A 6,221-nucleotide genomic window follows, 5' to 3' on the forward strand; every position below is an offset into this window, starting at 1 on the left:
AGGATTTCGAGAACCTGTCGCGCAACGCGCTCGCATTCCTCAAACTGGCGTCTATCCGCCTAATGCTGCGAAGGCTTTGTTCAAATTGAACAACTTTCCGGACCGACTCTGAGTTCGAAACCGGCGAAGGCGTCAGGTCTTGGCCAGCGCCTGATCGAGATCGGCGATGATGTCGGCGACAGTCTCGATGCCGATCGACAGCCGCACCACGTCCGGCCCGGCGCCGGCGGCGATCTTCTGCTCGTCGGCGAGCTGCTTGTGAGTGGTCGAGGCCGGGTGGATCACCAGCGAGCGCGTGTCGCCGATATTGGCGAGATGGGAGAACAGCTCCAGCGCCTCGACGAAGGTGACGCCCGCCTCGAAGCCGCCCTTGAGCCCGAAGGTGAAGACGGCCCCTGCCCCGTTGGGGGCGTATTTTTTCATCATGGCGTGGTTCGGATCGTCTTCGAGACCCGCATAGGACACCCAGCTGACCTTGTCGTGGCCTTTGAGGTGCTGAGCGACCTTGAGCGCGTTGTCGCAATGGCGCTGCATCCTCAGCGGCAGCGTCTCGATGCCGGTCAGGAGCATGAAGGCGTTGAACGGTGAGATCGCCGGGCCGAGATCGCGCAGGCCGAGCACGCGGCAGGCGATGGCGAAGGCGAAATTGCCGAAGGTCTCGTGCAGGACGATACCGTTATACTCTTCTCGCGGCTGCGACAGCATCGGATAGCGGTCGCTCGCAGACCAGTCGAAGGTGCCGGCGTCGACGATGGCACCGCCCATCGAATTGCCGTGGCCGCCCATGAATTTGGTCAGCGAATGGATGACGATGTCGGCCCCGTGTTCGATCGGTCGGCACAGATATGGCGTCGCCATGGTGTTGTCGACGATCAACGGGATGCCGTGCTTCTGGGCGATCGCCGCGACCGCCGCGATGTCGACCACGGCGCCGGCGGGATTGGCGAAGGATTCCATGAAGATCGCGCGGGTCTTGTCGGTAATCGCCGCCTCGAAGCTCGACACGTCGTCCGGATCGGCCCATTTCACCCGCCAGTCGAACGACTTGAAGGCGTGGCCGAACTGGTTGATCGAGCCGCCATAGAGCTTGCGCGAGGCGACGAACTCGTCGCCCGGCCGCATCAGCGCCTGGAAGACGATGAGCTGGGCAGCGTGTCCCGACGCCACCGCCAAGGCTGCGGTGCCGCCTTCGAGCGCGGCGACGCGCTCCTCGAGCACGGCCTGGGTCGGGTTCATGATGCGCGTATAGATATTGCCGAACTGCTGCAGCCCGAACAGCGAGGCGGCATGGTCGACATCGTCGAAGACGAAGGACGTGGTCTGGTAGATCGGGGTCGCGCGCGCCCCTGTCGACGGATCCGGCTGGGCGCCGGCATGGATGGATAGTGTCTCGAACCCCGGTCCGCTCATTCTCACGCTCCCTGCTTGTGTCACCGACGGCCGTCATTCGGCCGGCTCCCGGCATCGTGCCGCCGACGCCATAGCACGGTGCGCGACAGGCGACGAGAAACCGTCAACCCGTTTTTCGGCGCGAGCGGGGATATTGTTCTGCGATGCAGCCGTCGGGAGCGCGGGAAGCTTAGAGCAGTTGCCTACGCCGCAGTTCGCTGGGCGCCGGATGCGATTGCCGCCACCAGATGGTCCGTAAAGTCTCCGCGCGCGAAGATCGCCATGTCCGGGGCGACTGGCGGCGGGAACTGGACGACCGAAGCGAAGGCCTCGGCGAGTTCGTCGCAAACCCGAAAGCTGCGGTAGATCAACGTCTCAAGAACCGGCAGTAGCGGGACGAGGTCGTTGGGCCGGCGCTCATCGTCGTGCCAGACCTCAATTTCGGGGAAGGGGTTGTCCCGGCGCGCGATGAGGAAGGGAGCCTCGCTTCCGAATATGTGCGGCAGTGGCGAACCCTGATGCACCAGATTGTCGCGCAAGCGCTTCAGGTTATCGAAGATCGCGTTGCCGCGCGCGTAGCAAGCGGCAATATTGATCGGCAGGCCGAATCGTGAAGCGATCTCCTCCGCGCTGCTGGGTTCGCCTTTATACCTCAGCATATCGGCAAAGGAGGGCTTGAGCTTGCACTTGGTGACGCTGGCATCAAGTAATGTCACTCGATCCCAGAGTTTCACCATGGCCTCTTGGAACAGGTCGAACAGGCTTCGCATGACCATCACGATATATTCGACCTCGCTCGTCGCCATGCGTGATAATCCATGCGGCACGGCTTGGTGCGATTGATCAAGAAGGGCAAGCTTGGCAAGCGACCCTGAAAGGTTGAACAAATCGTCCTTAATCCCGCTGAACGCATATTTGATCTGAAGATAATTGGCACGCTGGCTGAGGAAATCGAAAAAGGGCAAATAGAGATCGCTGATGACGACCGGCGCTGCTGCAAAATAACAGGCCTCTGCGGGCTCGCCCTTGATCTCGATCAGTTGCTCGCGCTGCTCTCCCGCCGCAAGCCACATGCGCCATCCGTTGTCGTAGAATGAAAGCGTGGCGAGGAAGCGGCCGTCTAACGCCGAGGTGTCAAGATACGGAATGGTAGCGAGCTGAGCGATTGTGATCATTGGTCCTGCTTCTTCCACGGGAACAAGCTTCCATCCTAAATGGAAAAACACACCAGCATGAGCAATTATCCGCAGACGATCCGCTTTTCACGATCTGCGCCGGAAAGCAGCCAAACCGTTTTTGGCCAGTACCCCTCCCTGCGATTTACCTTCCCTTCGATGCCATTCCAGCCGATCTCGCGCGACAGGCGCGCCTATGCGATCCTTGGTCAAGCAGCTCAACTCCCGTCCACGAGCGCCTGCCAGTTTCGTCGCACATGGACGATGCGCACAATGAGCAGGTGTCCTGCTTCGGTCCGATAGATGATCCAATGCGACCGGTGCCGGTAGAGCCGGACGGGCGGCGTGATCTCGGTGCGTTCCCGCGCGATCTCCGGGGTACCCAGAAGCAAGTGGAAGCTGCTCTCGAAGCTCGCCACATAGGCTTCGGCCTGGTCGACCGACCATGTTCGCGCCGTGTAGCGCCAGATGCTGCCGAGGTCGGCCTCCGCCTGTGGCGTCAGCCGGTATTCGGCCAGCCTACCGGCCGGCATCGTCCTCACGCATCGCCCTGAGGAAACCTTTGAAGTCGAAAGGCCGGGCAGGCCCGCTTTCCAGACCTTCCGTCACCAGCACCTGCAGTTCGTCGATCGCATTCTGGCGGTCCTGGTCCCGCCGGATCAGGTCGCGCACGTAATCGCTGGCGTTGCTGTAGCGCCCGTCTTCCGTCTGACGTTCCACCCAGGCCTTCATCGGATCAGGCAGCGAGACGTTCATTGTGGCCATGAATGAGCCTTCGAACCATTTTCAGGAACATGAAGCAAGATGGCAATGATTGTCAAAGATTGCCATTGTTATCGACGCTTCCATCTAGAAACCAGGAACTCTGCGCGGCACCCTAGCCGGGCGAAGAGGTCGCCCCCACCCCTACCGCCGCGGGTTCAGCCCAAAGCTCTGGTAGCCCTTGCCCATCACCGGCTTTTTCGACGAGATCACCCGCGAATTGATGCCGTTCCAGCCGATCTCGCCGGACAGGCGCGCATATTCGATCTTCGGGCAGCGATCCATGACGACGGTGAGCCCGGCGGCCTCCGCCTTCGCCGCCGCGTCCTCATGGCGGATGCCGAGCTGCATCCAGATCACCTTGGGCTTCGGATCGAGCGCCAGCGCTTCGTCGATGATCCCCGGCACGGCGTCGGCGCCGCGAAAGATGTCGACCATGTCGATCGGCTCGGGAATGCTCGAAAGATCGGCATAGCAGCGCTGGCCGAGCAGATCCTGACCGGCGAGGCCCGGATTGACCGGAATGACGAGATAGCCTTTCGCCAACAGGTATTTCAGCACGAAATAGGACGGCCGCACGGACTTGGCGCTGGCGCCGACCAGGGCGATGGTCTTCACGCGGTCGAGAATGTCGCGGATCGTCGCGTCGGAATAGGTGAGCAGGGCGGCGCTCATTCGCCGGTCCATTCGGGTTTGCGCTTTTCCAGAAACGCCCCGATCCCCTCCTCGGCGTCGCGCGCCAGCATGTTCTCGGTCATGACGCTGGCGGCATAGTCGTAGGCGTCGGCGAGCCCCATCTCGGCCTGCTTGTAGAAAGCCTCCTTGCCGATCTTCACCGTCACCGGCGATTTCGAGGCGATGGTGGTGGCGTATTTGCCGACGATGGTGCCGAGATATTCCGGCGGCACGACCCGGTTGATCAGACCGAATTCGCGGGCGGTGCGCGCGTCGATCGTCTCGCCGGTGAGCAGCATTTCCATGGCGTGCTTGCGGGTCAGATTGCGCGACAGCGCCACCATCGGCGTCGAGCAGAACAGGCCGATATTGACGCCCGGCGTGCAGAAATGCGCCTCCTCCGAGGCGATGGCGAGATCGCAGGAGGCAACGAGCTGGCAGCCGGCCGCCGTCGCGAGTCCGCCCACCTCGGCGATCACCGGCGTCGGATGGCGGACGATCGCCTGCATCAGCTCGGAGCATTTGTGCATGGTCGTCGCGAAGAAGGCGCGGCCGCGATCGGCGTCGCCGCGCCTGGCGGTCAGTTCCTTCAGATCGTGCCCGGCCGAAAAGATCTTGCCCTCGGCGGCGATGACCACGACGCGGTTGGATTTGTCCTCCGCCGCGTCCCGCAGGGCCGACAGGATCGCCTCCATCATCGCCATCGACAGGGCGTTGGCCGGCGGGCTCGACAACACGATCCGAGTGAGCCCCGGCGCGCGCTGGACGTCCACCGGATGGGTCCGCGTATCATTGAGTTCGAAAATGTCTGCCATGCCCGGTCCTCTTGTTCACAGGAAGGGGCGTCAGCCGGCCGATGCCCCGGCCCTATCTAGATCATGGCGCCGCTTCGTGCCATCGGAAGGACAGACGAGCGAACGACACCCGATGGGAGACGCCGGTTGCAACCGATCATGACAATCGAGGAGCTTGATACGTTCCTTGAAAGCGAGTTTCCGCAGCTCGGCGGCCGTGACGGCGGCTTTTCGATCGTCGCGCTGGAGGCCGGCCAGTTGACGATGCGGCTGCTTGCCGACGATCGCCACCTTCGCCCCGGCGGCACCGTGTCCGGCCCGACGCTGTTCACCCTTGCCGATGTCGCGGCCTATGTGGCGGTTCTCGCTCATATCGGCCCGGTCGCCCACGCGGTCACGACGAATCTCTCGATCAATTTCCTGCGCAAGCCGAAGCCCGGCCCGCTGATCGGCAGCGCCCGCATTCTCAAGCTCGGCCAGCGCCTCGCCGTGGTCGAGGTCGCGATGACCAACGAAGGCCATGACGCGGACGGCGACGACGTTCTGGCCCACGCGGTCGCCACCTATTCGATTCCGCCGCGCCAAGCCGGGACGTGGGCCGGCAACGCCCATTCGTCATCTGCGCCAAAGCTAAGGCGCGGACGCTAGTCCTCCCTTACGAAGCGCACCCTATCGGCTCCGGCAATGAGGAATGAGCGATAACCCGCTTCTCGAGTCGCCCGGCGCGGTGGCGTCTCGTGTTCCAACTTGGCCGCGTTTTCCCAGTACTGAGGCCGGTTCGCCGTCTTTGGTAGGGCTCCGACCAAGTTCGCGATTTTATCAAACGTGAGAGTGATTTCAGAGGCTGTCTGCTTGCGCAAATGATCGCGGAGCGGATCATATTTCCCCATGACGGGCTCCTTGAATGGCCAGTAAGGCGGGGCTTCTTCAATCGAGATAACTGTGCCCCATAGAAAGGCGAGCGAAAAACAGAAGAAGGAACTCCTCGACCTATTACACGTCGATCACTCGATCATGCGTGCGCGGATCGCTTTTCAAGCCTATCTAGAAGCTTGTGAGCGTGATCGGAAACCTCCTTCGGAACTTCATTCACCGAACTGAGAGTCATGGCGGTGTCAGAAACCAGAAGCTTCCGCGCCTGATCAATGCGCTCTTTGGATAAATCGGGCATTGTAGCCACGATGGCAGATAAGGCGGCCACGTGACCGGAAAGTTCATCAAGTCTGCCCCCGACGATTTTTGAGAACTCGCTTAGTGGCTTTTGACCTAGCGGTGCCATGCCCTTCACTCCTCCGTTATTAAGCGCTCAGGCTATCTTAGTGTCGGTCCACAAAGAAGTTGAATGATATGAATCGTTTGTGATTCCATGCTGTTGATTTGATTCGACGAGGGCATGGAAGCGATGTGGACGAAAGCAAACCGCGGG

Annotated in this window: 8 protein-coding genes and 1 pseudogene; 1 reads left to right on the top strand and 8 read right to left on the bottom strand. The window is 61.5% G+C overall.

The annotated features are described in order from the left end of the window. Window positions 1-132: 132 nt before the first annotated feature. The 6 genes from VQ045_RS21000 to VQ045_RS21025 form a co-directional block, all read right to left on the bottom strand. Window positions 133-1,410, bottom strand: coding sequence for an O-acetylhomoserine aminocarboxypropyltransferase (locus VQ045_RS21000; protein ID WP_442879926.1), 1,278 nt, complete (start codon window positions 1,408-1,410; stop codon window positions 133-135). 182 nt (window positions 1,411-1,592) lie between these two features. Then, window positions 1,593-2,564 carry a hypothetical protein gene (locus VQ045_RS21005; protein WP_331831509.1) on the bottom strand — a complete coding sequence of 324 codons (972 nt, stop codon included), beginning with the start codon at window positions 2,562-2,564 and terminating at the stop codon, window positions 1,593-1,595. 218 nt (window positions 2,565-2,782) lie between these two features. Then, window positions 2,783-3,097, bottom strand: a complete 315-nt coding sequence (locus VQ045_RS21010; RefSeq protein ID WP_331831510.1) for a type II toxin-antitoxin system RelE/ParE family toxin — start codon at window positions 3,095-3,097, stop codon at window positions 2,783-2,785. Next, window positions 3,084-3,329, bottom strand: a complete 246-nt coding sequence (locus VQ045_RS21015; RefSeq protein WP_331831511.1) for a type II toxin-antitoxin system ParD family antitoxin — start codon at window positions 3,327-3,329, stop codon at window positions 3,084-3,086. The genes VQ045_RS21010 and VQ045_RS21015 overlap by 14 nt, the downstream gene beginning before the upstream one ends. A 141-nt stretch (window positions 3,330-3,470) precedes the next feature. After that, window positions 3,471-4,001 carry a CoA-binding protein gene (locus tag VQ045_RS21020; protein ID WP_331831512.1) on the bottom strand — a complete coding sequence of 177 codons (531 nt, stop codon included), beginning with the start codon at window positions 3,999-4,001 and terminating at the stop codon, window positions 3,471-3,473. Continuing rightward, window positions 3,998-4,816: an enoyl-CoA hydratase gene (locus VQ045_RS21025; RefSeq protein ID WP_327649057.1), complete on the bottom strand. Its 819-nt coding sequence runs from the start codon at window positions 4,814-4,816 to the stop codon at window positions 3,998-4,000. The genes VQ045_RS21020 and VQ045_RS21025 overlap by 4 nt, the downstream gene beginning before the upstream one ends. A 138-nt stretch (window positions 4,817-4,954) precedes the next feature. Between VQ045_RS21025 and VQ045_RS21030 the strand changes: the two are divergent. After that, window positions 4,955-5,377 (top strand): annotated as a pseudogene (locus tag VQ045_RS21030) (PaaI family thioesterase); the annotation flags it as partial. A 62-nt stretch (window positions 5,378-5,439) separates the two neighbouring features. Here VQ045_RS21030 and VQ045_RS22125 read toward each other — a convergent pair. Next, window positions 5,440-5,685 carry a DUF7662 domain-containing protein gene (locus VQ045_RS22125; RefSeq protein WP_442879927.1) on the bottom strand — a complete coding sequence of 82 codons (246 nt, stop codon included), beginning with the start codon at window positions 5,683-5,685 and terminating at the stop codon, window positions 5,440-5,442. A gap of 122 nt (window positions 5,686-5,807) precedes the next feature. Beyond that, entirely contained in the window at window positions 5,808-6,074 is a 267-nt protein-coding gene (locus VQ045_RS21035; protein ID WP_331831513.1) for a hypothetical protein, read from the bottom strand. Between the last annotated feature and the right edge of the window lie 147 nt (window positions 6,075-6,221).

Source organism: Aurantimonas sp. E1-2-R+4 (assembly GCF_036549515.1).
Lineage (GTDB): Bacteria > Pseudomonadota > Alphaproteobacteria > Rhizobiales > Rhizobiaceae > Aurantimonas > Aurantimonas coralicida_A.